The 26,159-nt window shown below is 63.4% G+C and carries 24 protein-coding genes; 8 read left to right on the forward strand and 16 right to left on the reverse strand.

Annotated features, from left to right (window positions below):
- Window positions 1-60: 60 nt before the first annotated feature.
- From X743_RS147070 to X743_RS147055, 4 genes are all read left to right on the forward strand, one after another.
- On the forward strand, window positions 61-867 hold the full coding sequence (locus X743_RS147070) for an ABC transporter ATP-binding protein (RefSeq protein WP_023767485.1): 807 nt from the start codon (window positions 61-63) through the stop codon (window positions 865-867).
- Window positions 868-891: 24 nt separating this feature from the next.
- A complete protein-coding gene (locus X743_RS147065; RefSeq protein ID WP_023767486.1) occupies window positions 892-2,139 on the forward strand; it encodes an SfnB family sulfur acquisition oxidoreductase in 1,248 nt (415 codons plus the stop codon).
- 62 nt (window positions 2,140-2,201) lie between these two features.
- Window positions 2,202-2,759, forward strand: a complete 558-nt coding sequence (gene msuE, locus X743_RS147060; protein ID WP_023767487.1) for an FMN reductase — start codon at window positions 2,202-2,204, stop codon at window positions 2,757-2,759.
- A gap of 195 nt (window positions 2,760-2,954) precedes the next feature.
- Window positions 2,955-3,440 (forward strand): hypothetical protein, encoded by a 486-nt coding sequence (locus X743_RS147055; protein WP_023767489.1) that lies wholly within the window; start codon window positions 2,955-2,957, stop codon window positions 3,438-3,440.
- Here X743_RS147055 and X743_RS147050 read toward each other — a convergent pair.
- A complete protein-coding gene (locus X743_RS147050) occupies window positions 3,430-3,750 on the reverse strand; it encodes an FAD-dependent oxidoreductase (protein ID WP_023767490.1) in 321 nt (106 codons plus the stop codon). The two genes, X743_RS147055 and X743_RS147050, sit on opposite strands and share 11 nt — an antisense overlap.
- A gap of 85 nt (window positions 3,751-3,835) precedes the next feature.
- On the reverse strand, window positions 3,836-4,495 hold the full coding sequence (locus tag X743_RS147045) for a TetR/AcrR family transcriptional regulator (protein WP_023767491.1): 660 nt from the start codon (window positions 4,493-4,495) through the stop codon (window positions 3,836-3,838).
- 281 nt (window positions 4,496-4,776) lie between these two features.
- Between X743_RS147045 and X743_RS147040 the strand changes: the two genes are divergently transcribed.
- A complete protein-coding gene (locus tag X743_RS147040) occupies window positions 4,777-6,216 on the forward strand; it encodes an aldehyde dehydrogenase family protein (protein ID WP_013891505.1) in 1,440 nt (479 codons plus the stop codon).
- Window positions 6,217-6,295: 79 nt separating this feature from the next.
- Entirely contained in the window at window positions 6,296-6,871 is a 576-nt protein-coding gene (locus tag X743_RS147035; protein ID WP_023767492.1) for a DUF1349 domain-containing protein, read from the forward strand.
- A 69-nt stretch (window positions 6,872-6,940) separates the two neighbouring features.
- Here the strand turns inward: X743_RS147035 and X743_RS147030 are convergent, their stop codons facing one another.
- The 6 genes from X743_RS147030 to X743_RS147010 form a co-directional block, all read right to left on the reverse strand.
- The gene (locus tag X743_RS147030) at window positions 6,941-8,515 is read right to left on the reverse strand and encodes a glycosyltransferase (protein WP_023767493.1); all 1,575 of its coding nucleotides are present in this window, start codon (window positions 8,513-8,515) and stop codon (window positions 6,941-6,943) included.
- A complete protein-coding gene (locus tag X743_RS0136640; protein ID WP_031258095.1) occupies window positions 8,512-10,644 on the reverse strand; it encodes a glycosyltransferase in 2,133 nt (710 codons plus the stop codon). Before X743_RS0136640 ends, X743_RS147030 begins: the two co-directional genes overlap by 4 nt.
- Window positions 10,645-10,689: 45 nt before the next feature.
- The gene (locus X743_RS147025; protein WP_023767494.1) at window positions 10,690-11,340 is read right to left on the reverse strand and encodes a bifunctional DNA primase/polymerase; all 651 of its coding nucleotides are present in this window, start codon (window positions 11,338-11,340) and stop codon (window positions 10,690-10,692) included.
- Window positions 11,341-11,469: 129 nt separating this feature from the next.
- The gene (locus tag X743_RS147020; protein ID WP_023767495.1) at window positions 11,470-12,999 is read right to left on the reverse strand and encodes a mercuric reductase; all 1,530 of its coding nucleotides are present in this window, start codon (window positions 12,997-12,999) and stop codon (window positions 11,470-11,472) included.
- The gene (locus X743_RS147015; RefSeq protein ID WP_023767496.1) at window positions 12,989-14,338 is read right to left on the reverse strand and encodes a glucoamylase family protein; all 1,350 of its coding nucleotides are present in this window, start codon (window positions 14,336-14,338) and stop codon (window positions 12,989-12,991) included. Before X743_RS147015 ends, X743_RS147020 begins: the two co-directional genes overlap by 11 nt.
- Window positions 14,339-14,573: 235 nt before the next feature.
- Window positions 14,574-15,326, reverse strand: a complete 753-nt coding sequence (locus X743_RS147010; RefSeq protein ID WP_023767497.1) for an SDR family NAD(P)-dependent oxidoreductase — start codon at window positions 15,324-15,326, stop codon at window positions 14,574-14,576.
- Between the two features lie 349 nt (window positions 15,327-15,675).
- Here X743_RS147010 and X743_RS147005 point away from each other — a divergent pair, with 349 nt between their 5' ends.
- Complete coding sequence (locus tag X743_RS147005) at window positions 15,676-16,989, forward strand: O-antigen ligase (protein ID WP_023767499.1); 1,314 nt, start codon at window positions 15,676-15,678, stop codon at window positions 16,987-16,989.
- Window positions 16,990-17,268: 279 nt separating this feature from the next.
- On the opposite strand, the gene X743_RS147000 is transcribed toward X743_RS147005, so the two are convergent.
- Window positions 17,269-18,525: a polysaccharide biosynthesis/export family protein gene (locus X743_RS147000; RefSeq protein ID WP_031258097.1), complete on the reverse strand. Its 1,257-nt coding sequence runs from the start codon at window positions 18,523-18,525 to the stop codon at window positions 17,269-17,271.
- 85 nt (window positions 18,526-18,610) lie between these two features.
- The gene (locus X743_RS146995) at window positions 18,611-19,288 is read right to left on the reverse strand and encodes a sugar transferase (protein ID WP_023767502.1); all 678 of its coding nucleotides are present in this window, start codon (window positions 19,286-19,288) and stop codon (window positions 18,611-18,613) included.
- 599 nt (window positions 19,289-19,887) lie between these two features.
- On the opposite strand from X743_RS146995, the gene X743_RS146990 reads away from it, so the two are divergent.
- Complete coding sequence (locus X743_RS146990) at window positions 19,888-20,160, forward strand: hypothetical protein (RefSeq protein WP_031258099.1); 273 nt, start codon at window positions 19,888-19,890, stop codon at window positions 20,158-20,160.
- Window positions 20,161-20,185: 25 nt separating this feature from the next.
- On the opposite strand, the gene X743_RS146985 is transcribed toward X743_RS146990, so the two are convergent.
- From X743_RS146985 to X743_RS1000000171060, 6 genes are all read right to left on the reverse strand, one after another.
- The gene (locus tag X743_RS146985) at window positions 20,186-22,045 is read right to left on the reverse strand and encodes an ABC transporter ATP-binding protein (RefSeq protein ID WP_023767504.1); all 1,860 of its coding nucleotides are present in this window, start codon (window positions 22,043-22,045) and stop codon (window positions 20,186-20,188) included.
- The gene (locus X743_RS146980; protein ID WP_023767505.1) at window positions 22,038-23,015 is read right to left on the reverse strand and encodes an HPr kinase; all 978 of its coding nucleotides are present in this window, start codon (window positions 23,013-23,015) and stop codon (window positions 22,038-22,040) included. The genes X743_RS146985 and X743_RS146980 overlap by 8 nt, the downstream gene beginning before the upstream one ends.
- The gene (locus tag X743_RS146975; protein ID WP_023767506.1) at window positions 23,012-24,952 is read right to left on the reverse strand and encodes a lasso peptide isopeptide bond-forming cyclase; all 1,941 of its coding nucleotides are present in this window, start codon (window positions 24,950-24,952) and stop codon (window positions 23,012-23,014) included. The genes X743_RS146980 and X743_RS146975 overlap by 4 nt, the downstream gene beginning before the upstream one ends.
- Window positions 24,949-25,311, reverse strand: a complete 363-nt coding sequence (locus X743_RS146970) for a lasso peptide biosynthesis B2 protein (RefSeq protein WP_245264283.1) — start codon at window positions 25,309-25,311, stop codon at window positions 24,949-24,951. The genes X743_RS146975 and X743_RS146970 overlap by 4 nt, the downstream gene beginning before the upstream one ends.
- A gap of 148 nt (window positions 25,312-25,459) precedes the next feature.
- Window positions 25,460-25,759 (reverse strand): PqqD family protein, encoded by a 300-nt coding sequence (locus tag X743_RS146965; RefSeq protein ID WP_023767508.1) that lies wholly within the window; start codon window positions 25,757-25,759, stop codon window positions 25,460-25,462.
- A gap of 153 nt (window positions 25,760-25,912) precedes the next feature.
- Window positions 25,913-26,065, reverse strand: a complete 153-nt coding sequence (locus X743_RS1000000171060; protein WP_010913078.1) for a lasso peptide — start codon at window positions 26,063-26,065, stop codon at window positions 25,913-25,915.
- Between the last annotated feature and the right edge of the window lie 94 nt (window positions 26,066-26,159).

Genomic DNA, 26,159 nt, shown 5'->3' on the forward strand with positions numbered 1-26,159 from the left:
CGCGGACGGGTTTCCGTGGCGCCGGCCGCTTTCGCTCTGCGGACCAGGGAAGAAGAGCCCATGCCGGACAATGACGTCATTCTTGCCGTGAATGCGGTCCACGCGACCTACAACCACGCCGTCACGGCGCTGCACGGCGTCAGCTTCGAGATCAGGCGCGGCGAGATCCGGGCGCTGCTCGGCGCCAATGGTGCTGGCAAGACCACCACGCTGAAGGCGGTCTCGAACCTGCTGCCGGCCGAGCGCGGCCAGGTCAACGCCGGCACCATCCGCTATGACGGTTCGGATGTCTCGCGCCGCAAGCCGGGAGATCTGGTGCGCGCCGGCCTGGTGCCGGTGCTCGAAGGCCGCCACTGCTTCAAGAGCCTCACCGTCGAGGAAAACCTGGTTGCCGGCGGCATCGGCCGCAGCGGTCGTCGCGCCGAAATCAACGTCGACCTCGAACGCATCTACGGCTATTTCCCCCGCCTCAGGGAAAAGCGCCGGACACTGTCCGGACTGACCTCCGGCGGCGAGCAGCAGATGACCGCGATTGGCCGGGCGCTGATGTCGCGGCCGCGCCTGCTGGTCCTCGACGAACCGTCGATGGGGCTTGCCCCGCTCATCGTCCAGGACATTTTCCAGACCCTGAGAAAACTCAATCGCGAGACCGGCCTGTCGATCCTGGTGGCCGAGCAGAATTCCGCGGTCGCGCTGAGATATGCCGACCACGCCACGGTGCTCGAAAACGGTGTCTCCGTCCTCTCCGGCCCGGCTGCAGAGCTTCGCCAGCGCGAGGATGTGCGCGCCTTCTATCTCGGTCAATCGACCCCCGGGCAACAGCCGTCACCGGCTGCCAAACCAGCCCATCTCCATGCCGTCGCCTGAAACGAAATTCGAAGGAGCAGTGAAATGACCGTCTCGACCGTCAAGACAGACCATGCCTCCGCCGCCGTGCCGCCCGTCGCAAGGCCGTCGGCGCCGGCCCACATCATCAAGGATGACGCCGAAGCCATCGCCATCGCCCACGCGCTCGCCGCCGAATTCGCCAAGGAGTCGTCGAGGCGTGACCGCGAGCGGATCTGGCCGGTTGCCGAACTCGACGCCTTCTCGCAAAGCGGCCTGTGGTCCATCAATGTGCCCAGGGCATTCGGCGGGCCGGAAGTATCCTACGCGACCTTGGCCAAGGTGATCGAGATCATCTCGGCGGCGGATTCCTCCATCGGCCAGGTGGCTCAAAACCATCTCGGTGTCATTGCCGCCATCCGCACCGTGTCGGACGCCGAACAGCAGAAACGGCTCTTCGGTGAGGCGTTGAAAGGCACGCGGTTCGGCAACGCCTTCTCGGAGTTCGGTTCCAAGCGTGCTGCCGATTTCGAGACCCGCTTTACCGATGCCGGCGACCATGTCGTCGTCAATGGCCGCAAATTCTATTCCTCCGGCGCGCTGCTTGCGCATCTGGTGCCGATCGTGGCGCTCGATGACGAGGGCCGCGCCTGGTATGCGATCGCCGACCGTGGTGCGCCCGGCCTGACGGTCATCGATGACTGGTCGAGCTTCGGCCAGCGCACGACGCTTTCCGGCACCGTCATCATCGACAACGTAAAGGTGCCGAAAACGCATCTGGTGCCCGGCTACAAGGGCTACGACAAGCCGACCGCCGACGGCGCCATCTTCCAGATCATCCAGGTCGCGGTGGACACCGGCATCGCCCAGGCGGCGATCGGCGAGACGGTTCACTTCGTCAGGACCAGGAGCCGCGCCTGGATCGACAGCGGCGTCGACAATGCCTGGGACGATCCCTACACCATCCAGGCGATCGGCGATCTGACGCTGCGTCTGCACGCGGCACAGGCGCTGCTCGAAAAGGCCGGCCATGCAATCGACCGGGCCGTGATCGAGCCGACCGCCGAGACGGTCGCGCATGCGCAGATCGTCACCGCCGAGGCCAAGATCCTGTCGACCGAGATCGCCATCGCCGCGACGAACAAGCTGTTCGAGCTGGCGGGCACGCGCTCGACCCTGGCCGAGCACAATCTCGACCGGCATTGGCGCAACGCCCGCACGCACACGCTGCACGATCCGGTGCGCTGGAAATATTCGATCCTCGGCAAATATTTTCTCAACGGCGAAAGTCCGCCTCTGCACGCCTGGAGCTGATTTCCATCGGCGGGCGAAAGCTCGCTTTAGTAAAAACTTCGACCATCAAGAGGCCCACCGCCATGTCAAATCCAACAGTCGTCGGCTTTTCCGGCAACATCACCCGGCCGTCGAAGACACGTGCCTTCGTCGATTTCGTCACCAGGGACATTGCCGCGCGCCACGGCCTGTCGGCCAGCACCTATGACATCGAGGATGTCGGCCCATCGCTGGGCACGGCAAGGTGGGCACGCGACCTCGACAGCCAGGCGCAACCGATCCTGGCCCAGATCCTCTCCGCGGATGTGCTGGTGGTCGGTTCGCCGACCTACAAGGGCAGCTATACCGGCCTGTTCAAGCACTTCTTCGACCTCATCGATCCGGCCGCGTTGCGCGGCAAGCCCATCCTTCTGACCGCGACCGGCGGCGGCGAGCGCCACGCCTTGATCGTCGAACACCAGCTGCGGCCGCTGTTCGGCTTCTTCGAGGCCTTCACCCTGCCGACCGCCGTATACGCCACCGACAAGGATTTCACCGACGGCGTGCTGCGCTCCGAGGCGATCCTGAAGCGCGCCGCGCAGGCCGTGGACGAGATCGGCTTCGTGCTGGCGANGGCGTGCTGCGCTCCGAGGCGATCCTGAAGCGCGCCGCGCAGGCCGTGGACGAGATCGGCTTCGTGCTGGCGAACCGCTCGGCGGGCAGGGTCGCCGCCGAATAGCCGCTCGTCATCGGCTTGCGCAGAGGTCGAAATCGGCGTCCCGGGTAAGCTCGCTTACCCGCAGTTTACGACCGCCGGCTACAACGTTCCTGTCTGATTCGTCTGGGACAGGAACATCATGAGCAAAGCCCTCATATCCTTCGCGCTGGTCGCTGTGCTGACCGCCTTGCTCATGGCGTTGAGCCTAGCTGTGGCCAGGCACGGCTATCCCTATGGGGCGATCGGCGTCAGGCATCTCGACGGCATTGCCGATGCCGGGACGTTCATTCCGCTGGCCGCCGTCTACTTCTTCACCGCGCTGCTGATGATGATCCTGCCGATCCGTGCGGCCAGCATCGTGCTGACCCATGCCGCCGACGCGATCTTCTGGACAGTGATCGTGCTGCTTGCCACCATTGTCGGCGGCCTTCTTGCAAGATGGGCCTTCGGCCAGGGCAGCGCCCTGCTGGCATTATTGAACTGGCGGTTCCTGTTTGCCGTGGTCGTCATCGGCTGTCACTTCGTCATGAACGAGCTGCGCCGCAACGTGCTGCTGCGCAGCCTGTTCTTCGTGGTCTTCGCCGCCGCGATGCTGGCCTGCCTGTTCTGGTCGTTCATGCTCTAGCTTCCGGCCGCGACGTGGCCTGCTCCATCCACGTCCAGAGATAGGCGGCAAGACCGCGGTCGACATGGATACGCAGCTTGCTTCGACCGGTGTTGCCGCCGCCGATCCAGCTTTTTTCCAGCACGGCCACTCGGGCGACGTTGTGGTTCTTGGCCAGGTAATAGGCTGTCGCCAGCCCGTGTCCGCCGCCGCCGATGACGATCGCATCATAGGCCGGCTTCGGCTCGGGCGAGCGCCAGGCCTGCTTCCAGCCGATCTGCCCAGCCAGACCTTCCTTGAAGAGCGATAACGCGGAATAGCGTCTGGTCATGGTGCGGCGGACAAGCCTGATTTCTCAGGGAAGCGTAGTGGCATTGTACATATATGTCTAGTTCGGTATCGCACGACGGCTGGTGCTAACCTTTGCGTGCCATCGTCTCCACCACATAGCGCGAGAAATCCTCGACGTCCTTGGTCGTGGGTTCCTGGCCGGTAAAGCTGCGGAGGTACGAAGCGACGTGAGGCAAACGGCTGCTCATCGGCTCGTCGAGTTCGAGCGAGTAATAGCCGATCTGCATGAAGTAGAGGATGCGGGCACGAACGAATGCGTCCTCCTCGTCATAACCATGGCGCATGAACATGTCGCGGATGGCGTTGACGCGTTCCTCGTCGGCTTCGTCGAGCGCGCGCCGGATTGCCGGCGAACGGCGCGCCCAGGCCCGGATCGCGAAATCCAGCCGGGGATCGAAAAGCCTTTCGTCGACCCAGCATTCGAAGATGCTCATCACCCCGCGGACCACGGTGGCGGAAGGTCGCCTGGCGCGCTCGACGATGAATTTCGTGTTGGTCTGCCGCCAATGATCCAGCAGTTGGTCGAGCAGATCCTGCCGGCTCTTGAAATACCAGTAGAAGCTCGAGCGCGAGACGTCGAGCTGCTGGCCCAGCGTCAGCACGCGGACCCGCTCGACACCATCAGAGATCAGTGTTTCAAGCGCAAGCTTCAGCCAGTCTTCACGAGTGGCCTTGACGTTGCCGGTGGCGCCGGTGCGCTGGATCGTCGTTTCGAGTGCCGCCATCGGCACGACGCATGACACGCCGCATCGGGCAAATCAAGATCGTGGACACTTCTGTACAGGGCCGATTCGTCTTGGCCCGGATGGCGCCCCGCGGATGTTAGCCGGGTCGTTGTCGAAAAAGCGCCACACCATCGGCGCAGGCAAGCCTGAGGATTTTTGTCGCGGCGCATCGGCCAGTGCGTGCTTTCCCGCAAGGCAATTGTCTGGCAAATACCAATTCAGACGGATGCCGCCGCGCGGCCAGCAGCCAAGCCAGCAGCCAAGGCAAGGAAGGCAAGATCATGAACGTATTTCGCAAGAACCTCATCGATGGCGAGTGGGTCGGCGACGCCGGCTCCCGCAACATCAACCCCTCGGATACCGGCGATGTGGTCGGCGAATATGCCTCGGCTGGCGTCGAACAGGCCGGCCAGGCAATCGCCGCGGCCAAGGCGGCGTTTCCGGCATGGTCCCGTTCCGGTCCGCTGGCACGCCATGCGGTGCTGAAGAAGACCGCGGACGAGATCATGGCCCGCAAGGACGAGATCGGCCGCAATCTGGCGCGCGAGGAGGGCAAGACGCTGGCCGAAGGCATTGGCGAGACCATTCGCGCCGCCCAGATATTCGATTTCTTCGCCGGCGAGACATTGCGCCTGTCCGGAGAAATGGTGCCAAGCGTGCGCCCGGGCGTCGGCGTCGAGATCACCCGCGAAGCGGTCGGCGTGGTCGGCATCATCACGCCTTGGAATTTCCCGATCGCCATTCCGGCCTGGAAGATCGCGCCCGCTTTGGCCCACGGCAACACCATCGTCTTCAAGCCGGCGGAACTCGTTCCCGAAAGCGCCTGGTCCATCGTCGACATCCTGCATCGCGCCGGCCTGCCCAAGGGCGTGCTCAACCTCGTCATGGGCAAGGGCTCGGTGGTCGGCCAGGCCATGCTCGACAGCCCCGATGTCAACGCCATCACCTTCACCGGCTCGGTCGGCACGGGAAAACGCGTCGCCGCCGCCAGCGTCGAGCACATGCGTAAGTTCCAGCTCGAAATGGGCGGCAAGAACCCGCTGGTCGTGCTCGACGATGCCGATCTCGCGGTCGCCGTCGATTGCGCGCTCAACGGCGCCTTCTTCTCGACCGGCCAGCGCTGCACGGCCTCGTCCAGGCTGATCGTGACCGACGCCATCCACGATCGTTTCGTCGACGCACTCAAGGACCGCATGGGCAAGCTGGTCATCGGCGATGCGCTCGACGCGCAGACCCAGATCGGCCCCGTCGTCGACGCCACTCAGCTGAAGCAGGACGAGGACTACATCGCCATCGGTGTCAGGGAAGGCGCGACCCTCGCCTTCGGCGGCGAACGGCTCGACCGCAAGACGCCGGGCTTCTTCCTGCGCCCGGCGCTGCTGACCGAGGCCACCAATGCCATGCGCTCTTCGCGCGAGGAGATCTTTGGCCCTGTCGCCAGCGTCATCCGCGTCAAGGATTATGACGAGGCGCTTGCCGTCGCCAACGACACGCCTTTCGGGTTGACGTCGGGCATCTGCACGTCGAGCCTGAAGCACGCCACCCACTTCAAGCGCAACTCCGAAGCCGGCATGGTGATGGTCAATCTGCCGACGGCGGGCGTCGACTTCCACGTTCCCTTCGGCGGCCGCAAGGGCTCGAGTTTCGGCCCGCGCGAACAGGGCCGCTATGCCATGGAGTTCTACACCACGGTGAAGACCGCCTACACGTTTGCAGGCTGATCGGGCGCGAGGTGGTCGGCGCCGGCCGGTCGGGCCGGCGAGCGGTCACGCAGCTCAAGAAACGGATCGGCGCGTCGCCATGGCATTGCAGGACCTGACCTGGCTCAACCCGCCGCCGCACCACGCCATCGACGGCGATACCGTCCATGCACGCACCGGCAAGGAGACCGATTTCTGGCGTGAGACCTTCTACGGTTTCTGGCGTGACAACGGCCATTTCCTGCATCGGCCGGTCGAGGGCGATTTCACCGCCGAAGTCACCGTCAAGGGCGACTACAAGGTGCTCTACGACCAGGCGGGGCTGATGCTCCGGCTGAGCGAAACGCACTGGATCAAGGCCGGCATCGAATACACGGACGGCCTCGCCTATGTCTCGGTCGTCGTCACCAACGACGCGTCGGACTGGTCGCTGGTGGCCATTCAGGCCGGTCCGGGCGGCGTCAGGATCCGCCTGACCCGCCACGCCGAGGCGATCCGCGTCCAGTATCTCGATGCTTCGGACGGTCACTGGAAGCCGGTGCGGCTCGCCTATTTCCCGGTGTCGAAGACGGTCGATGTCGGCATGATGTGCTGTTCGCCGCAGCGCGAGGGTTTCGAGGTCACATTCTCCGGCTACTCTGTCGGTCCGCCGATATCGCGCGAGTTGCATGACTGACGCCTTGGCGACATCTGCGGCCATCGCCGATCTGGAACCCTTAGGGAAGAAACTTCGGCGGCTGCCGGCTCACCACGGCACGTGCAGTATTTCCAGCTTAGGCAGGCCGACCGGCCTAATGCCGAGATCGTTGGCGAGCACGCCAAAAGCTTCGGTTTCGATCAGGTCGCGGTAGGGAATTTCGGGGAAGCGAAGGCCGCTGCGGTGCAAGGCGGCATCGACCAGGAGCATGGTTCCGCCGACCGCATCGAGGCCGATGATGTCGAGATGCCTGACATCGCTGAGATGATACCGGTTTGGTGTTTGCGCGGGAGGCTGGTGGAGACCGCCACGGATATCGCGGTAGTAGCGATAATCCCTTGTCTGCCGCCTTATGATGAAGCTGTTGAGGTCGAAACTGCCGCCGCCGGCGACCTTCACGCAGTTGGGCACCGCGATGCGATGTCCCGTGGCGATCAGCCGGTTGAGGGCATCGCCGGGAAAGCGCCAGACGTCGATGTCGATCCACAGTGCCCAGTCGTCGTCCTTGCTCAGCCCGTGATCGATCAGGTAATTTCGCACCTTGGCGATCGCGCCCCGCCTGACGCGTTGCATTCTGGGCTTTGCCCGTTTTGCCCGGTCGAGGCTGGTGCCGACCCGCCTTTGCAGCAGGACGATGTCACGATATTTGCCGGCTAATCCCGCCGTCGCGGCCTGCAGCCGCTCCCAGCTCCCGTCCAGGCTGTCACCCTCACAGAAAACCAGCTTGATCCTCTCCTTCGGGTAGTCGAGCCCCTCCAGCGCATCGAGAAATGGCTGGATGAGGTCGGCGGCGTCGCGAAGCGGCACCAGTACGGCGACATTTTTGCCTGAAGGCGGCAGCGCCGACAGGACCGCTTTGTCGACGCCCGCTTTCGCCACGGCCTCATCGAGATACGCGCCACGCGTCAGCTGATACCAAAGCCGGTAGGCTCGATTGCGAAGCTTGGTGGTCCATTTCGGCGGCGGCTCAGGGATCCACCAGGTGCCGGCCCAGTGATGGATCGAAAGCGCTGTCGTGTCGTCGTCGGCCTCGCGCTCGGCGCTGCCGGCCGACGTCACCGGCGTGAACAGGCCGGAGGGATGAATGGCGAAGGCCGCCTGATCGCCGTAATTGCGCTGGGCGGAGGTCAGCAGGCAAGGGCCGGTGGCGTCGAGCACGTCCTTGGCGCCGGCGAGCCCGGGCATCATCGACAAGACATGCAGCCAGAAAGGATGACGGGGCGGGCTCGCCATCGTCCCGTTGAACAGGAGATAGGGCAGGCCGCGGAATTCCAGCTGGACGGCCGAATGCGAAGCCGGCTCCTTGCACAGCACGATCCGGGTCTCGTTCATGACCGGAGCGAAGGGCGCGACGCATTCGCAGTCGATGTCGGCGTAGACCCCGCCAAAATGATGCAGAAGCATGTAGCGGGCCGCATCCGACCGCTCCACGCCGTGCGGGTACGTGCAGAACACCGGCAGGAAAGCCGGGTAGTGCTCGGCAACGAAGTCGAGCAACATCCGGTCGCTCCAGAACATCACCGTCCAGTGTGGATTGTGCCGCTTCCAGCTGTCGGCATACGCCTGGAAGCGCGCGGGGACACGGTCGGTCTTCCACGTCTGGTGCAGGATTGCTGGAATCATGCGGCGGGGCCGTTTGGTCCAAGCCCGTCGCGGACGGCGTCGCGGATCGCTTGCAGGCCGAACCTTGCCCATGCCGCCTGATGCGCGCGAAGGCGTTGCCGCGCCCGGCGTTCGGGGTCGAGACAGAGTCCGATGGCCATCTCGGCAAGCGTCTCGTCGGTGTCAGCCAGCAGCACCTCGTCGTTCTCGACCAGGTCCAGGCCCTCGGCCGCGATCGGCGTGGCGATCACCGGCACGCCCGCGGCCATTGCTTCCAGGATCTTGATGCGTGTGCCGCCACCCGCCGTCAGCGGAACTACGGTGAGATGCGCGCTGGACAAGAGTGGCGCCACGTCGGCGGGATCCTCGATGAGCTCCACACCAGGCAATCTGGCCAGTGCCTGCACGGCCGGTCTCGGCGTGCGTCCAGCCAGGACAAGCCTGGCACCCGGCAGGGCGTGTCGGATACGGGGAAATATGACACTGGCCAATCGCTGTGCGGCATCGACGTTTGGCGGGTAGGCGAGATGACCGATGAACACGATCACCGGAAAGCCGTTGCCGGTCGACGGCTCGGCAGGCAGGTGCGTGGCAACATCGCCGGCTTGCGGAATTCCGTTCGGAACCACGTGGATCGGAATCTTGTGCCGGGAAAGCCTCATCAGCTTCTGGCGATCCAGGTTCGAGCAGACCCATACCCTGTCGACAAGGGACAGCGCTTTTCTTTCAAGGAACCTGACGCCGAATGCCGCCGCGGTTCGCTTGGCACTGAGACGCCTGATCTGTGCGGCAAGGTCGGACTCGACATTGTGCATGTCGAGAATGAGCTGCGCCGCCAGCGGCCGCAGCGGCCGCAGCAGCTTGAACAGGCCGACGCCCTCGACAATGATGGTGTCAGGGCGGAATTCACGGGCGAGCGCCTCAAGCCGCGCCAGGGCGGAACGCGGTATGCGATTCTCCGCCCTGGTGCGCCACCACCCGACCGAGGCCGTGCGGGGCTCACCCTCGATCGACAGGGCCTCGACGCGGATCAATGGATCAGCCGCGTTCCCCGCGAACTTCGGCTTCACCGAAACCAGGCACACCGGTCCGAACCTGGCGGCTGCGTCGGCATTGCGGTAGTTTCTCAGATCCGAACCTGAAGTTGGCGGAAAGGCCGGGTCGTACGACACGATCAGCGTGCGTCTTTCCCTGTCCCTCCTGGCATCCAACCGATGGCCAGGCCGCTCCACCATGGCCCCGGCACGAATTCGGGTATGATATTGCAATGTCTTCCAACTCCCGCCCAGGGTCTTGTGGGCGCGAACGGCACGCATCATGCGCATCGCAGCCCCGTATCGCTTGTGCTTGAGGAGCTGTCTGGAAATCCGCTGCGCGATCCAGGCTTTCCTCCATTGCAGAATGTCCTTAGCAATGCCTAAACCGGCAAGCTTGTCCAGTTCCAGTGCGATCGCGAGAAATGTGGCCCGGGGGGTCTGGACGAATCGCCGCGCCATTCTCGCTTCGTCATGGTGATAGAGAAGCACCGGTGCGGGGGTCGTCGCCACGTCGAAGCGTGCAAGCAGGGCTGCCCAATAGCAGGTATCCTCATCGAGACCAGCCGTTTCGGGAAAGCTGATGGCGGCCGTCGCCGCGGCTGCGACCAATGCGCTTCCCACGGCGATCGGCCACGCCTCGTTGAGGAGGTAGCGTCGGGCGTTCAGGGCCCGATCGCTTGTATATCCATGTGGAGCCTTGAGCTTATCCGGCCGGCCCGCGGTGCGTCGAATGCTGGATCCGATCGACAGGCCGGCTCCGGGATTGCTCACAAGCGCCTCACGCAACAGCCCCAAGCCTCCCGCGATCACCTCGTCGTCGGCATCGAGGAAGAACAGGAACTTGCCCTTGGCACGCGCCATACCGGCGTTGCGGGCGGCGCCGGCGCTGCCAAGCCGCATGCTGAGGACCTGCAGCGGCAATTCATATTCGCGGGCGCTTTGGATCGAGATAGCCGCGGTCTGATCGTTGGATCCATCGTCGACCAGAAGGATCTCACCGATGAGGTCTCTGTCGGCCACAAGGCTGCGCAGGGTCGCGTCGATCGTCGCAGCCGCATTCCTTGCGGGGATGACGATGCTGATGTCCGGTCGCGCGCCGTACGGGATACTCATGGGGGCTGGATACTCATGCGGGCTGGATACTCGCGGGCTGGATACTCAGGGGGGCTCGAAGAAGCCACGGTTCAGCATGCGGTCATAGTGGTATTTGAACGGCGAGACTGCGCGAAGCGAGAGACTAGCGAGGCCCTCGATGGGCGACGGATCGACGTCGAATGGTGAATGGTCCTTCAGCCAGCTGTAGGACGAACCATCCTTGAGCATGGACGGGCTGCCAACGACATAGCCCCCAAGCGCCTTCACGTGGCCGATCCGGCGCATGCCGGCATAGAGGCTGGACGAAGCCGTCGGGTCGCGCGTCCTGAGATAGACATGAAACCCGTTCGGCGATCTTGCAATCGGCGTGCGACTTAAAAGGGCCTCGTGCTTGCTCGACCAGCTCAGATAGGTCGCGGCATCATCGAAATCCAAGATAAGAAGGTTGGAGTACCCTCCAAGGATTCCGACATTTCCGGCAAACTTACGAAACCACCGCCGGATGTCGTCACCGGTTGGCGGCTTCTGCGACAGATGAAAGGCAACCGATTGGAACGCCAACTCTTTCAGGTCCTTTCGACGGGCCTGCAAATGTAGGGGGTGATACTCCATTGCCTGGAGATCGAGATGCTTGCCCCCGGCACACAACGGCACGCAGATGTAGCCCTTGGCCAAGAGCCGGATTGCATATTCGGTTTCAGCTGCAGGCTGCATCCCCGAGTGTTCCGCGGTCGCACGGTGCGTCCAATCTTCCTTAGTCGTACTGGGTGCCGTCAAGCGCCGGGCGGGATACTTGGTCGTGTATTTGCGGACATTTCAGAGAAAAAGCTGCTCCATGCGCTGTCATCGCCTCGACCAGGCCAGCCAGCGCGCCGCCAGACGCCTGCGCAAGCTTGTGAACCGCGTTCGCCGGTAGGCGTCGCCCGCCATCTTGATGCCTTGGGCCTGCGTCGGGAAGGGGTGGATCACGTCGGCCAGTGCATGCAATCCCATGCCTGACCGGATGGCGAGCGTCACCGAATTGATCATCTCGCCGGCGTGGGCGGCGACCACCGTCGCGCCGAGGATGCGGTCGGACCCCTCCCTGACATGGATCTTGACGAATCCCTCTTCCTCGCCGTCCATCACGGCACGGGCGACATCGTGCATCAGCACCGTATAGGTCTTGACCGGAATGCCGTTCCGGCGTGCCTCCACCGGATAGAGACCGACATGGGCGATCTCCGGATCGGTATAGGTGCACCAGGGAACGACAAGGTCGCTGAGCCTTTCCCGGCCGCGAAACAGCGCATTGCGCACGACAATGCGGGCGGTCGCTTCGGCGGTATGGGTGAACTTGTATTCGAGGCACACATCGCCCGCCGCGTAGATGTGCGGATTTGTCGTTCTCAGGTGATCGTCCACCTTGATGCCGTTGACGTCATACACCACGCCGGCATTTTCCAGGTCGAGATCGTCGACGTTGGGCGAACGGCCGACGCCGGTGATGATCTCGTCGACGGAAATCGTCGTCACGTCGCCGTCCCGCATCAGGTCGGCGAGCTTCTGGCCGCCCTTTGTCCGCACCGCCACCACTTCGGTGTTCAGGCGCACCTCGACCCCCTCGCGCGCCAGCGCATCCGAAAGGATTTGCGCGGCGTCGCGTTCCTCGCCCGGCAGGAACATCGGATCGCTCTGCGCCAGGATGACCTTGGCACCGAGCAGGCAGAAGGCCTGCGCCGTCTCGCAGCCGAGCGGCCCGCCGCCGATGACCAGGAGCCGTGGCGGGCACTTCGTGAGATCGAACATGGTTTCGTTGTTGAGATAGCCGGCCTCGGCAAGCCCCGGAATCGCCGGCCCGCTTGGATGCGCACCTGTCGCGATCAAAGCCTTTCTGAACCGCAGCGTCTTGCCGGCGACCACCACCGTGTCCGTGCCGGCGAAGCGTGCCTCACCGAAATAGAGGTCGATGCCTTGCGAAACGATGGCAGCGGCCGCATCGGCGCGGCTGATCCGCTCCCGGATCTGCCGCATCCGCATCATGGCGCGCCCGAAGTCGACGTGCAGACGCTCCGGCGTGTCGCCGCCGAAATTCTCGGCGTCGCGCATGTCGGCATAGAGCCTGGCCGTGCGGATGATCGACTTCGACGGCACCCCGCCGACATTGACGCACGCACCGCCGATCAGCCCGCGCTCGATCAGCGCAACCTTGGCGCCAAGGCTCGCGGCGTCGCGCGCGGCGGTCAGTCCGGCAGGCCCGGCGCCGATGACGACGAGATTGTACGGACCGTCCGGCTCCGGGTTCTTCCAGCGCGGCGGATGCGCGCCCCGGATCAGCTCGACATCGTTGCGGTCGACCGGGAAAGCGGCGGCTTTGGTCCGTTCATGCGACATCGCGGCCCCCAGGCTCGGGGCTTGCGAGCTGCGACAGCCATCCGCCGGTGAAACCGGCCTTGTCCAGGCCGCGACGGATGTGAGGATTGGACCGCATCAACTCCCAGATCAGGCGCGAGCGGTGGTTCTCGATCATCATGACCACGATGCCCTGGTCCAGCCCATAATGGCCTTCCGAGATCCAACCGTTGCGGCCGAATTTTCGCCGGCTGGCCAATGTCGGATTGAAGCCGCTCGGCAGCCGGAAATTGTCGATCACCTGCGGATAGCGGTCGCCGAGATGGCGCAAGGCAGCCAGGCAAATGTCAGGCGCGAAGGGCAGCGACGCCGGATAGGACCATGGCGCGATCGTCCCGTCATCCGGCCCGAAAGGCGCCCCACGCGCGGCATATCCGGAAAACCGATGACGCCGTCGCTCCACGCTGGCGCGGAAGCCGCCCGGTCCATCCCCGGCCGACAGTCCCCACAGGTTCTCGCCATAGCCGTCGAAGCCATAGGGGTTGTGCCGGGCATAGTCGCGGTGAAGGTAGGTCGAACGGCGGCTGTTCTCGAAATAGTCGGAATTCTTCTCGCGCATGAAGGCATCGCGGATGCCGGCGAAATCGATCCAGGCATGCGAGAACTGATGCATGAACAGCGGTCCGCCATAGAGCACGTCATGGCCATAGATGTTTTCCCACTGGTAGGTCGCCGTCCAGTCTTCGTAGCAGTCGTCGGACGTCGGGCTGTCCGGCGAGGCCATCGACAGCACATAGAGGATCGTCGCCTCGTTGTAGCCTTCCCAGCCATAGTGCAGAAAGCCGCTCCTGGGCTTCCAGCCTTGCCGCAAGGTCGGACTGCTGCCTTGCGCCCAGCGCCAGTCGACGCGCCGGTAGAGCGCCTCGGCCAGCTGGCGGATTTCGGTTTCCTTCTCATCCCTGCCGGCGAAATAGGCGCTCGCCACCAGGAAGCCGGCGATCAGCAAGGCGGTGTCGACCATCGACAGCTCGCAGCGCCACACGCGCAGCCCGGTCCGCATGTCGAGGAAGTGGTAGTAAAAGCCCTTGTGGCCGGTGACCTCGTCGCCGCCGCCCTGCGGGCTGGCCGAGAAGAAACGCAGCGCGGCGAGGGTAAGCTCCACCGCCGCCTCGCGCGTCATCCAGCCGCGCTCGACGCCGATCGGATAGCAGGACAGCGCGAAACCGACGACCGCGATGCTGGCCGGCGAATTCGGCCGTGACGTGTCGGCAACCAGCCCGTTGTCGGGGTTCACATTCTCCAGGAAATAGCCGAAGGCGGCGCGCTGATAGCGATCCAGTAGTTCGTCATCGGACAGCGTGGCGGGATATGCTTCAGGCAAACGATGCAAACTCCGGCCAGATGGTCGTGACTCCCGCCGATCGCGCTTCATCGGCACGGCGGCCGTGGGTTATCGCCCCTGTCGGGCTGTCTCGTCGCATCATGGCTTCCCGCAACCCTGTTATGTCATCACCGTCCATCCGGGCGTCAGCCACTATACGCCTGTCCAGCTCCGTTCGTTGCTCCGTCACGCGGAATTGTAGTTGGATCTGGCAGAGGAGGGAGCCCCCGGCTGGTCAATAGGTAGCGCGGCCGCCGGACACGTCGAACACCGCAGCCGTCGTGAACGAGCATTCCTCCGAGGCGATCCAGCAGATCAGTGCCGCCACTTCCTCGACCTCGCCGAAGCGCGCCATCGGTATCTTGGACAGCATGAAATCGATGTGCTCCTGGCTCATCTGCTTGAAGATCGCTGTGCGCACGGCCGCCGGCGTCACGCAATTGACCGTTATCTTGGTCTTGGCCAATTCCTTGCCGAGCGACTTGGTCAGGCCGATCACCGCTGCTTTCGACGTGCTGTAGGCGGAGGCGTTGGGATTGCCTTCCTTGCCGGCGATCGAGGCGATGTTGACGATGCGGCCATAGTCGCGTTCGAGCATGTGCGCGACGAGCGCCTTGTTGCAGTAGAAGACACCGTTGATGTTGATGTCGATGACCTTCTGCCAATCCTCCGTCGAATAGGACCAGGTCGTCATGTTGGGTCCGGTGATGGCCGCACTGGTGACCAGGATGTCGACCCCGCCAAGGGCTTCGATCGTCCGCGCTGTGGCGGCTTCAACACCCTTCGCATCGGCAACGTCCAACGTCACGCCGTGCAGGCCGGCAACAACAGCTTTGGCCTGATCGATCTGGGCCGGATCGCGGTCCCAGACGCTGACGCGCCCGCCCTCGTCGACGATCCTTTGCGCCACCGCCAGGCCGATGCCCGAGGCCCCGCCGGTGATGACCGCCGACCGGCCGGCGAAACGTCCCGCAAAATGCATAGGCATCTGATTGTCCTCTTTCCGTGACCGATGCAACCGGCCGCCTCGCCCCAGGTGGACTGTGAAGTCCCCGGCAGGCAAGTTCAAGCCGGCATGCGGGGCGATCGTCTGGGCCAATCCCGGAGCAGCGCCGACCCCATCGATCTCTCGGCAATCGCCCGGCTGTAAGACAAGGTGACCGGATTTGCCCCGGATTTGCCATTGAGCAAGGGGTGCGATAGGTTATATTGCACTGCACAATGGAGACGCTGTTTATTGTACGCCCCTGTTTGCGGATATGGCGGCCGGCTTTCAGCCTGCCGGGCTTGGTGGTCTCTGGCTTGCCGGTCTTGGGTCGCGTCGACGGGACTCTGAGATGAAGATTCCCAAGTCCCTGCTGGTCGATCCCGAAAAGAACTCCGCCTATGGCGCCTTTGCCGTTGCCGTCTCGATCTGGGCGTTCTCCTATTCCGTCATATTCGGCCAGGTGCTGATCCTGGCCTACTACGCCGTCTGGCTTCCGCTCATCCTGGTCGACTACCGGCGTTTCCTGCGGCAGCTGTCCAGCGCCTGGCTGCCGCTGCTGTTCGCGGCCTATGTCTGCTTCTCCGTCTTCTGGTCGCAGGCGCCCGGCACCACCGCAAGGACGGCGATCCAGTACCTTTCCCACATTGCCTGCGCCTATGTCGCGGCGCGCACCGTCAGCGCGCGCACCCTGACGCTGGGCGCCCTGATCGGGATATTCTTCGTCCTGCTCTATTCACTCAAGGTCGGGGGCTATTCCGAAGACGTCCTCGACGGCACCTACAATTTCGTCGGCGCCTTCGCGTCCAAGAACCAGATCGGTTTTGTCGGCTCGCTCGGCATCTATTTCTCCGTTGTGTTCCTCGCCTTCCTGCGGCGTGGCCGGCTCAGCTTCATCCTGACGGTGCCCGTCGTGCTGTTGTCGGCCTATGTGCTGGTCGTCTCGCATTCCGCCACCTCGATGGCCTCGATACCGGCGGTCCTGGCGCTGATTGCACTGCTTGCCATGAGCAAACTCTTGTCGCGGCGCTATCGCCGCGTGATCTTCCTGGTCGGTGCCGGCATGATCGTCGTGGTGGCTGTGGTGGCGCTCAATCTGGGGCTCATGGACTTCGTGCTTGGCATCTTCGGCAAGGATTCGACGCTCACCGGGCGGACCTATCTCTGGGAACAGGGCTGGGATGCCGCTCAGCGGTCGCCGATCCTCGGCGTCGGTTATGCCGCCTATTGGGTGCAGGGATTTGCCGAGGCCGAACGGCTGTGGAACGAATTCTACATCACCACCCGTACCGGCTTCCATTTCCACAGCACCTATATCGAGGCGCTTGTCGAACTCGGCTTCACCGGTGCGACGATGGTGTCGCTGATCTTGCTGCGCACGCTTTACGGCCACGTCTCGATGGTGATCTTCAAGGCATGGCAGGCCGAATCGGTGGTTCTCTTCGGCGTGATGGTGCTGCTGCTGATCCGCTCCTTCGTCGAGGTCGAGATCCTCAACCCCTACATCATGGGTTCCTTCCTGATGTATTTCAGCTATTTCAAGCTGGCACGGCTGCCCGTTACCGGCACGCGGCGGTCGCCGGCCTTCGAGCCGGCGGATGCGAACAGGGGCGAGGCCGAATGGCCGCGGCACGCCGGCCGTCCGGCGACTGCCGACCCTTCGTGAGCCAACGCACCTTGCCCAAAAGGGCGTAGCGATTTGGGCAACGATGCATCGAACAAAAAGACAAAAGCGCGTCGCGTGATTTCCTTCGGCTTGATCGTCTCGCCGCCTGAAGATCTCACGGCCCCGAAAATCTGAAGGTCTTGAAAATCTCACGGCCTGGAAATCGCGCTACCAAAGAAAATCGCACCAACAAAAACCTCCGCCAGGCAGGCCTGACGGAGGTTGGATGTCTTTGCGATTGGGGATCGAAGGCGCCGGATCGCGCCAAACCTGGCGTGCCTATTGGCTGGGTAGCGGCGCCAGCTTGACCTTGATCACATCGCCGGGCAGCACTTGCGTTTCTTCCTTCGCCGCGATCTCGCTGGTCTTGCCGTCGACATTGCGCACCAATGAATAGAGCAGGGTTGGCTGCTGGTCGTTGGTGATGGCCGCCGTCATCGCTGGATCGGTGGCCTGGGCTATCAGTCCTTTCTGCATATTCACCTTCAGCGCGGCCTCGTTCAGGTCGGCTTCGGTCTGCTGCCGGTCGGCGGCGAGGCTCGAACTCAACGTGTTCTGGGCATCGATGGCGTCCTGCGTCGCCTTGCTGATCGCCTGCTTGGCGGTGAGGATGGCTGTCTCGTAGTCGAGGATCTTGCCCTGCAGGTCGGTGACGGACTGCTGCGAATCCAGAAGTCTCGCATTGGCGACCAAGCCCTTCTGGGCCAATGGACCGATGCTGGCGAGCTGCTGCTGTGCAAGGTCGACCTGCTTCTGCTGGTTGACGATCTTCTTTTGCAGCGATTCGATTTCGGCCTGCAGGACGCTCTTGAGATCGTCGAGCGCCTCGAGCTTCAGCTTCAGCGCCTTCTGGTCGGCCGTCAGGATCGTCATCTCGTCGGCGACGATGGTCGGCAGCCGTGCATCGCCCTCGACCTCCTTCGGTGCCTCGAAGCTCGTCTTGCCCGCAAGGTCGGCATCGATGCGGGCGCGCCTGACGAGCAGCCGGACACGCTGGTCGTCGGAGATGTCGAAGTTGCCCTTGGCGGTGACCAGGTCCTTGCCGAGCTGCGGGCCGTAGTCCGCGGTGCGCCGGATGCCGCCGGCGACGCTGATCGCTTTCAGCACCGTCAGATCGGGCACGTAGGGAAACTGACCGGGGTTCTGCACTTCGCCCGAGATGTAGAACGGCCGGAACTGCGCCATTTCGACCGAGGCTTCGGGCTTGTCCGACAGAGCGAGCTTACGCTGCAGCGCCTCGCCGATAGCCGCCGCGACTTCCGCCGTGGTCTTGCCGGCCGCCGGCAATTCGCCGACGAAAGGCACCGACAGCGTGCCGCTCGGGCCGACCGTGTATTGGCCATTGACCGCCGTCCAGTCCCTGAACGTGCCTTCGACGGTCTGCCACTCCGCGATGCGGATGGTGAGCTTGTCCTGCGAGCCGAGATGGTATTCGTCGGCGGTTGCGAGTTGGGGAAAAGCGAGCGACAACGCAAGGCATGTGGCCATGAGCCGCGAGCGGCCGGAGAGTGGGCCGCTGCTAAAGGCTTCGAACATGTCTGTCTTCAAGTGAACGTTCCGATCCGTTTTAGCCCCATCGCCCGATGAGCTTGCCGCCGGATGCCTGGTATCGGCCGGCCGGTCAGTAAGAACCGCGTGACATCCAAACGGCCGGCACGGTCCTGATGATGATGCGAACGTCTTCGAACAGCGACCAGTTCTCGACATAGTGACGATCGAACGCGACGCGGCTGTCATAGGACACGTCGTTGCGGCCGCTGACCTGCCACAGGCCGGTCAGGCCGGGCCGCGACTTCAGGTAATAAACGGCGGCACTGCCGTAGATTTCCAACTCGTCGCGCACAACTGGGCGGGGTCCGACAAGGCTCATGTCGCCCTGCAGGATGTTGATGATCTGCGGCAATTCATCGAGGCTGAGTTTCCTCAACACCGCTCCGACGCGGGTGACGCGCGGATCGTTCTTCAGCTTGCGGGTCGCAATCCATTCCGCGTTGGCTTCCGGATTGGTGGCCAGATAGGCGGTCAGCACCTTGTCGCCATCCGGAACCATGGTGCGGAACTTCAGGCACGGGAAAACCCGGCCGCCACGGCCGATTCGCCGGTGACCGTAGAAAACTGATCCGCCGTCGGATAATTTGACGAGCAGCGCTATCATGACGAACAGCGGGCTGAGAGCGATCAGTCCCGCCAGCGAACCGATAATATCGAAACTTCGCTTCATGAGGCCGCCGATCGGCGGCGGAAAATCGGTGTCAGCCTGCGAAAAGTCCGCCGTGGCCGACTTGGCAATATCCCTCATGCCGTAACTCCATGCGTTGAACGAATGGTTCACCACACGATACCAAAAAAATGTTGCAGCGCAACACACAATTTACCAGCCCATTGAAATAGTCACGTCATGAATTGACCAAATAATAAGCTCGCAATGCACATTTTTCAGGATGCATAGCACATTTGTGACAATAAATGGGCAAGTGGAAAAAATACCGACGTTTTTGAGGCCAATTTTGGGCAGGACGTTCTCCGCGGCCCAGAGTGATGCACATGAGTGCTTTAGAAGGTCCCGAAGATCACGACTATTAACATAAAATACTACTTAATATTACGGATTGTACTAAAAAACGTCAACCGCCTCTGGTTGAGTAAAGTGCGATCGTGTGCGTTGCAGCATGGCAGAGTCGAACGCGAAAGCTCAATGAAAAATATGTGCGGTTGCCCTTGCCGCCTTCTGCTCGCCTTAATAGAATTGCAAATTATACCTGTCAGAGTAGCGACAGGTTGAAAGGCCGGAAGCAACCGGTCGACGGCGGGTGGTTTAACAAGCCCGCATAACAAGGGACGGCGCTCGGGTGGGGCAATTGTTGGATATAACCCGAGCCGGTTTATGGGCTGTTGGGTATGTCGCTTCCAAAATTCATCGTTGGGATGATTTTCGCACTTGCGATCGTCGTCGGCTGGTCCTGGATTGACGGCGTTCCGCTGGGCACAACCCTGCTGCGCGTCATCATTTGCGCCGTGGTCATCCAGGCCGGGTATTTCGCCATCATTTATGTCATGGTTGCCAGGAGCGCGCCGACGCCGGCCGACAGGCTACGCGAAGCCGAAAGAAAGCTGAACTCGCCCGAAGTAGAAGGCGAGAAGCTGGGCAGTGCCCGGCGAGGCCTGCACTAATTCCAACGCGCGGCATCGCCCGGCCTCAGGCCACATGGGCCGGTTCGGTCTCCGACTGCTCTCCCGAGAGCATCCTGGACAAACGGCTTGCCGGCTTCGCCTTCAGGCGCTGATACTGCCCGACTTCCACGACACGGCCGTCTTCCATCGCCACCACCCAGTCGGCGAAGGCGATCATCGACGGCCGGTGGGCGATGGTCAGGATCGTCATCGCGCCGCGCAACCCGTCGATCGACTTGGCGATCAGCGACTGGTTCTGCCAGTCGAGCGCGCTGGTCGCCTCGTCGAGGATGAGCAGTGACGGCTTGCGCAGCAGCGCCCGCGCCAGTGCGATGCGCTGGCGCTCGCCGCCCGAAAGCCGCACGCCCCGGTCGCCGACTACCGTATCAAGCCTATGGTCGAGCCGCTCGACGAACTCGCCGGCATGCGCGGCGCGCAGCGCGGTCCACAGATCGTCGTCGCTGGCCTGCGGCGCGGCAAGACGCAGGTTCGCCGCGATCGTATCATGCAGCAGGAACACGTCCTGCGGCACATAAGCCACCTGACCGCGCCATCGGCGTCGATTGGCGGCGTCGATCTCGACGCCGTCGACCAGGATCTTGCCGGCGGTCGGTTCGAGCAGGCCAAGCAGCATGTCGGCGATCGTGCTCTTGCCTGATCCGGAGGGGCCGATCAGGGCGGTGACCTTGCCGGCCGGAAGGCCGAAGGTGATGTCGCTTACCACCGCCTTGCCGGCGCCGTCGTCATAGGCGCCGTCGTCATAGGCGAAGGAAACGCCACGGATGTTCAGCCCCGTATCGAGTGCCAGCTTGCTTGCATCTTCGACCTCGGCATGGCCCGGTTCGCGCTCGGCGTCGAAACGTGCCTGCAGGCTGCGCATTGCCGTGTAGGCGGGCAGGTTGATCAGCACCTGCTGGGCCTGCGTCTGCATGTCCATGAAGCGTGGCGCGATGCGCATGAAAACCAGCAGCAGCACGACGATCTCGGCGAGCGAGAGGTTGAAGCGGACCAGCGCCACGTAGATGAACAGGCTCAAGCCGACGACGCTCGCCACTTGGAATACGGCGGTGCCGATCGAGCTGTTGCGGACATAGTCGATGTTGTCGGCCTTCATCTTTTCGAGCGTTGCCTGCAGCTGCGCGAAATAGCTGGCTTCGACGTTCAAGCTCTTGGCCACCTTGATGCCGCCGAGGAATTCCGAGACCGTCCGGTACTGATCCTGGCGATTGCTTGTCAGCACGCGCCCAAAGGCGGTGGCGCGCGAGCGAAACGGCTGCAACGCCACGAACATGACGATGCCGATAGCGATCGCAAACGCCGTCATGACCGGCGAGATGAACATGGAGATCACGAGGTAGCCCACCAGCAGCACGGCGATTTGCACCAGCATCAGCAGCGAGAAAGCGGCCCCCTGGACACGGTCTATGTCGCCGGTCAGGGCGTGGTCGAGGTCTGAGCCGCGCATGCGCGAAAACACGCCCCAGCGCGCCTTGCCGATGCTCTCGAACAGGTTCATGCGCAAGCGGTTGATGAAATCGAACAGAAGCCTGGCCATGTAGACCGACTTGAAGCGGTTGAACGCCGCCTGCGCGGCAACAAGCCCGACCAGCGCAACCAACACCGTCGTCAGCTGCAACGTCCCGCCTGGCACCAGCCAGCGCACGAAATCGATGTTCGGCAACCGCACCGCGAAATCCTGGTCGGCCCGCCCGACCAGATGCAGCAGCGGTACAAGCAGCAGGATGGAGATGCCTTCGGTCAGGCTGCCGAGCACCAGGAACAGCAGCGCCGTCCAGGTCCGCCGTCCGCCGATCTGCGCGATCACGGCGCCGAAGGCGGCGACGTCGCGAAACAGCGACAGACGAAAGACCGATGACCTAAACATCTTCAGCCAGTTCTCTCTCAAGCAGCGCCACAGCCTCGCCGATCCTGTCGAGACCGACCGGAACTTCCAGCCTGCACACGCCGACATGGTTAGCGATTGCTGAACATTGGCGAAGATGCATCGCCGCGAAATCGCCGGAGAGCGCGGCGCGCCCAAACCGGGTGACGTAGGAGAATTTGATGATGGCCGGCAAGGCGGCGATGGCGGGCAAGGGCGTCATCGCGGCCCTTTGGCCGCGCTCGAGGACATAGATCCCGGCCGCCGGCACCATGCTGCCGGAAAAGGCGCCGTGCAGGCGATGTTGCATCTTGTCGATCGCCGGATGGACTTGCGGCCGCACCTCGGCTTGCCCAAGCGGGATCGCGGCCGCGGCGTCGGCCGCCAGCTTGATCTGCGGAAAGCCCGGCACGATCATCGGCCGGTCCGGATTGGTGAGATCGAGTGCCACGACGTCATCGGTAAGCAGTTCATGACCGGCACGGATCAGCGCGCTTGCCGTCGTCGATTTGCCGGCGCCCTTGTCGCCCATGAAGATGGCGCCCTTGCCGGCCACCGCGATGGCGCTGGCATGCAGGACGAGCAGGCCGCGCCGATGCAGCAGCAGCGCCATCACCGGCCCGAGCAGCGGGAAGGCAAGCAGCGCGTCGTCAACGCCAGGCGCCGGTTCGACATCGATGCGGCGGCCGCCGCTGATCAGGAACGCGCCGACGGCATGCCATGCCAGATATTGCCGGTCCGGCTCGAAGCGGAAGGTGGTCGCGGCCTGCGGCGAAGGCTTCGGCATATCGATTGCGCCGACGGCGATCATTATGTCCGCCACGGCCGGCTCCACCGGATCCAGTTCGGGCAACGCCACGTCGGATGCGACCGTCAGCCCATAGGCTCGGTAGAAGTGGCGTTGCCTCTCCGGCATGCCCGCTACGGCGGGGTAGTGTGGGGCGAGGGGAAGTGGCCCATTGCGAGGCATCATGTGGCACTCCCGCCCTGTTGCACCTGCCGCAGCCACAGCGACAGCGACGCCGAGCGCCAGACATACTGGACGTCGAGCGGGGCCGCCTGATCCGGCTGGCGCAGCAGCCGCGCATAGGCGGCACTCACCTGGGGCAGGTTGACGTAGGGTGCGATGCGATCCGTGTCCGAAACCAGCAACTGCTCCAGCAGATCACGGTGGTTGCGCACCATGCCGTTGACCAGATTGGCGGTGAAATCGATCTTGTCGCGCCGCCACTGGACCGCCGGCGGCAGGATCCCTTCCATGGCCCGGCGCAGCACGGAGCGGCCAAAGCCGTGGCTGAGCTTCTCCTCGCCCGGCAGCCCCAGGCAGAACTCGACCAGCGGCTTGTCCCAGAACGGATAGCGCGGCTCGACGCCGAAATTGGCGGCGGCTTTGTCGAGAACCTCGAAGGAATGCGGGACATAGCCGTTCGACAGGATCCAGCGGTGGCTCAAGGCGTCGCTGGCCTGGACGCCGCGCGGCATGTACCCGGCCCGGTGAAAACGGTCGATGAGTTCGGTCCGCCGGGCCAAGTCCGGATTGACCAGGTCGCGCCAGCTTCGGCCACGCGTTGGCCTCGGCCGGCGTATCTTGTTCAGGGTCCGGTTTGCCAGCTGTCTCAGTTTGGCGATCCGCCAGGCCGGCCCATAGAGGGTCAGGAACTGGAAATAAAGGCCGAGCGTGCTGTCGCCATAGGTGTTGGAAGCGCTGCGGATCTCGCGCCAAAGGTCCAGCCATCTGCCGCCATTGGCCAGCTCGTGCAGATGGCCATGGCCCTGCGAGACGACCTCGTCGCCGCCATGGCCGTCGAGCAGCACCTTGATGCCCTTGGCGCCAGCCGTCCTGTAGATGCCGCGGGTCAGCGTCAGGCCCGGCGCCAGGAAGGTGCCTTCCTGCTCCTCCAGCACCCGTTCGAATTCAGCGAAGGGCGCATAGTCGCCGACCGCGATCAGCGTCGGGTCGACCTTTTGCTGGTCGAGCACGGCATCGATGAAGGGGCGTTCGTCCATCGACGACCCTTTCTCGAAGATCAGCGAGAAGGTCGGCAGCCTTGGCTTGCGTTCGGCGGCGTTCCGCAGGCCGGCCACGCAGGCGATCGAGGAGGAATCGAGACCGCCGCTCAGCATCGCGCCGATCGACGATGTCCCCCGCATGCGGCTACGCACCGATTGCGAGAACAGATGGGCGAATTCCTCCGCTGCATCCGACCGCGGCGGCCGCGAAGACGGTTCGATCTGCCAGTACCGGCGCAGCAGCACCTGTCGAGCGCTGACGGTGAGGCTGTGACGGGCCGGCAGGCTGAAAATATCGCTGTAGGGCGTCGACTGCGGGTCGTCTGGAAGCCCGGCCAGGAACCCCGAAATCCGGTGCTCGCTGATGCGCGCGCCGACCCCGTCCGGGCCAAGCATCGGCCCGATCTCGGAGGCAAAGGCAAAGCGCCGGTCCGCCGCGTGGTAGTAGAATGGCTTGACCCCGAAATGATCACGCGCGCAAAACAACAGCTGCCGTTCGGCATCCCAGATGGCAAAGGCGAAGTCGCCTTGCAGATGCTGGGGGCAGGCTTCGCCCCAGCGCAGGTAGGCCCGCATCAGCAATACAGCGTCCGCGACCAAGCTGTCCCGTATGCCGAGCCTGGCGAGCAGCTCGTCGCGGTTGTCCAGCCGGCAATCGGCGGTGATGGCCAGTTTGCCGCCAGCCATGGTCAGCGGGCCGGGGCCGGCTTCATCCAATGTGTTGAGCCAGGCGTGGCCAAGGGCGATGCCTGTGTCCAGCCACCACGAGCTGCCGTCGGGGCCGCGATGGCGCATGCGTGCCAGCATCTGCTGGATATCAGTCGCCGCGTCCGCCGGCGCGGATCCGCGGGCCGCGAGTGCGTGTTCCTGTCGCAGCAGGATTCCGGCCACGCCGCTCATCGGCTGCCGTGGTCGACCAGATGGGCGAAACCATCGACGGATCCGCCGAGCACGATATGGTTGTCGCTAATCAGCCAGGCATGCGCTTTCAACTGCTCGCCCGTGCCGCGTTCGACGCCGATGCGGATATTCGAGGCATTGCCTTGGCGCGCGAGAATGTATTGGCCCGAAAGCGCCTGGGTGAGGCACGTGGCGCGCGGCACGAACCGTGCCGCCGCGGCAACCCCCCAGGCGACGAGCCGCANGAGCCGCAACTCGCCCATGCTGGCGCACTGGTGCGCGTTGAGCCGGGTCACCATGGCGCGAACACGGTTGTACGAGAACAATGTCAGCCCCAGCCGGACAACCGCGACCACCACCAGGCATTGGCAAAGGAAAAGCGCTTCCGAGCCGCTCAGTGAGAGAATTCTGGCTAGGCTCCGCCGGCCTGGCCGACTTTTCGCCTGCCTGGGGCTCTTTTCCGTCGCAGGTCTTTGCCGCGAAACCATGGCCTTTTGCGAAACCTGCCTAGACAAGTGCCTCATGCTGCAGCCTCGCAAGCCCGTTTTCGGCCAGCCCCTTCAGCAATGCGTCGACGTCGGCCTTGCAGCGCTCGGCGTCGACATTATAGGACGCAAGCACGGCGCTACGGATATCGGCGATCGACTTCGGCTCCTGGATCAACTCCCAGATGAACGCGCCGACGCCGTTGAGGCTGTAATAAATATTGGATTTCAGATTGAGAAGCGCGAGGCCGTCGCCGAATTCGCAAGCCACGGCATCTTTGGTGGCACTTATGCAATCGTGGTCTGATGGGTTCCAGTTCATCCTAAAACCTCGTTTGCAACACACGGTCTACACATCGTCGCTTCAAAAGCGGAAAGGCTTCAAAAGCGGAAAGTCGGGGATTTTCATCCCCGGCTCCATTTATGGGCTCGAATCCCAGAGGCCCAACGTAACTCCTCCAGGATCAGGCTAGTCTCACGAGAACGTCAGGTCGCCGATCGGGGTGTGCGCGGGAAACGATGCGTCGATCGCCGTGCTGCCCCCGCCGCCCTGAGTGATGGTTTCAATCGAACCATGCACCGTCAAGCTTGGCGTTTCATACTCATGCTTTTCAACATTCTGTTCCATTTTACTCTCCAATGAGGACTGGAAACGGCCTGTCGAGTGCCGTCAGCACTTGCATGCTGCGATGCAATAGCTGCATAGCAACATTTATGAGTCA

The sequence above is a fragment of the Mesorhizobium sp. LNHC232B00 genome, assembly GCF_000502435.1.
Lineage (GTDB): Bacteria > Pseudomonadota > Alphaproteobacteria > Rhizobiales > Rhizobiaceae > Mesorhizobium > Mesorhizobium opportunistum.

What these genes read in the sequence shown, in the direction of transcription:
- X743_RS147070 (WP_023767485.1), top strand. Translation starts at nt 61, where the DNA reads ATGCCGGACAATGACGTCATTCTTGCCGTGAATGCGGTCCACGCGACC.
- X743_RS147065 (WP_023767486.1), top strand. Translation starts at nt 892, where the DNA reads ATGACCGTCTCGACCGTCAAGACAGACCATGCCTCCGCCGCCGTGCCG.
- X743_RS147055 (WP_023767489.1), top strand. Translation starts at nt 2,955, where the DNA reads ATGAGCAAAGCCCTCATATCCTTCGCGCTGGTCGCTGTGCTGACCGCC.
- X743_RS147050 (WP_023767490.1), bottom strand. Translation starts at nt 3,750, where the DNA reads ATGACCAGACGCTATTCCGCGTTATCGCTCTTCAAGGAAGGTCTGGCT.
- X743_RS147045 (WP_023767491.1), bottom strand. Translation starts at nt 4,495, where the DNA reads ATGGCGGCACTCGAAACGACGATCCAGCGCACCGGCGCCACCGGCAAC.
- X743_RS147040 (WP_013891505.1), top strand. Translation starts at nt 4,777, where the DNA reads ATGAACGTATTTCGCAAGAACCTCATCGATGGCGAGTGGGTCGGCGAC.
- X743_RS147035 (WP_023767492.1), top strand. Translation starts at nt 6,296, where the DNA reads ATGGCATTGCAGGACCTGACCTGGCTCAACCCGCCGCCGCACCACGCC.
- X743_RS147030 (WP_023767493.1), bottom strand. Translation starts at nt 8,515, where the DNA reads ATGATTCCAGCAATCCTGCACCAGACGTGGAAGACCGACCGTGTCCCC.
- X743_RS0136640 (WP_031258095.1), bottom strand. Translation starts at nt 10,644, where the DNA reads ATGAGTATCCCGTACGGCGCGCGACCGGACATCAGCATCGTCATCCCC.
- X743_RS147025 (WP_023767494.1), bottom strand. Translation starts at nt 11,340, where the DNA reads ATGCAGCCTGCAGCTGAAACCGAATATGCAATCCGGCTCTTGGCCAAG.
- X743_RS147020 (WP_023767495.1), bottom strand. Translation starts at nt 12,999, where the DNA reads ATGTCGCATGAACGGACCAAAGCCGCCGCTTTCCCGGTCGACCGCAAC.
- X743_RS147010 (WP_023767497.1), bottom strand. Translation starts at nt 15,326, where the DNA reads ATGCCTATGCATTTTGCGGGACGTTTCGCCGGCCGGTCGGCGGTCATC.
- X743_RS147005 (WP_023767499.1), top strand. Translation starts at nt 15,676, where the DNA reads ATGAAGATTCCCAAGTCCCTGCTGGTCGATCCCGAAAAGAACTCCGCC.
- X743_RS147000 (WP_031258097.1), bottom strand. Translation starts at nt 18,525, where the DNA reads ATGTTCGAAGCCTTTAGCAGCGGCCCACTCTCCGGCCGCTCGCGGCTC.
- X743_RS146995 (WP_023767502.1), bottom strand. Translation starts at nt 19,288, where the DNA reads ATGAGGGATATTGCCAAGTCGGCCACGGCGGACTTTTCGCAGGCTGAC.
- X743_RS146990 (WP_031258099.1), top strand. Translation starts at nt 19,888, where the DNA reads ATGTCGCTTCCAAAATTCATCGTTGGGATGATTTTCGCACTTGCGATC.
- X743_RS146985 (WP_023767504.1), bottom strand. Translation starts at nt 22,045, where the DNA reads ATGTTTAGGTCATCGGTCTTTCGTCTGTCGCTGTTTCGCGACGTCGCC.
- X743_RS146980 (WP_023767505.1), bottom strand. Translation starts at nt 23,015, where the DNA reads ATGATGCCTCGCAATGGGCCACTTCCCCTCGCCCCACACTACCCCGCC.
- X743_RS146975 (WP_023767506.1), bottom strand. Translation starts at nt 24,952, where the DNA reads ATGAGCGGCGTGGCCGGAATCCTGCTGCGACAGGAACACGCACTCGCG.
- X743_RS146965 (WP_023767508.1), bottom strand. Translation starts at nt 25,759, where the DNA reads ATGAACTGGAACCCATCAGACCACGATTGCATAAGTGCCACCAAAGAT.
- X743_RS1000000171060 (WP_010913078.1), bottom strand. Translation starts at nt 26,065, where the DNA reads ATGGAACAGAATGTTGAAAAGCATGAGTATGAAACGCCAAGCTTGACG.